1 protein-coding gene is annotated in these 544 nt (G+C 48.7%); it reads left to right on the plus strand.

Annotated features, from left to right (window positions below):
* Window positions 1–329: 329 nt before the first annotated feature.
* A partial coding sequence (locus PAN31108_RS26240; RefSeq protein ID WP_150671667.1) for a transposase occupies window positions 330–544 on the plus strand: 215 nt, incomplete at its 3' end.

The following is a 544-nucleotide window of genomic DNA, read 5'->3' on the forward strand; positions in this document are numbered from 1 at the left end:
TGATGTCTTCTTCCATCGCCTTGCTCATCGTCTTTTCCTCGATTATGACTTGAGCAGGTTTTCACTGGGTCAATACAGTTATTGGGCGACGAGTCCACGAATCCTCCGATCGACCTAAAGTCGGAAATTGTCTTTTTTAACGCGGTAGCGCATCAATCTAGCACTCTACATAGCCCAGATCTCGCCCTAGTCTGTGCTACAAACAACGGGCATCATTCCAGACCTCTATGAATATCAGGTGAAATTTTTGATCTGCATTGAGAAATCCGGACCACCTGCAGTGTTAGTTTTTCGGCAAACTTTACCCATGGAAAAAGGAGGGGTTTGCCATGAAACGCAAGCACTTTTCAGTCGAACAGATTGTTGCAGTACTGAAGCAAGCGGAGTTGGGCATGCCGCCGGCCGATCTGATCCGGCATGTCGGCATTTCTGAACAGACGTTCTACCGATGGAAAAAGCAGTATGCCGGTATGCAGTCGGATCAGGTGCGCGAACTCAAGCAGTTACAGGAAGAGAACGCGCGGCTCAAGAAGTTGGTGGCTGA

It is taken from the genome of Pandoraea anhela (assembly GCF_902459655.1).
GTDB classification, from domain to species: Bacteria; Pseudomonadota; Gammaproteobacteria; order Burkholderiales; family Burkholderiaceae; genus Pandoraea; species Pandoraea anhela.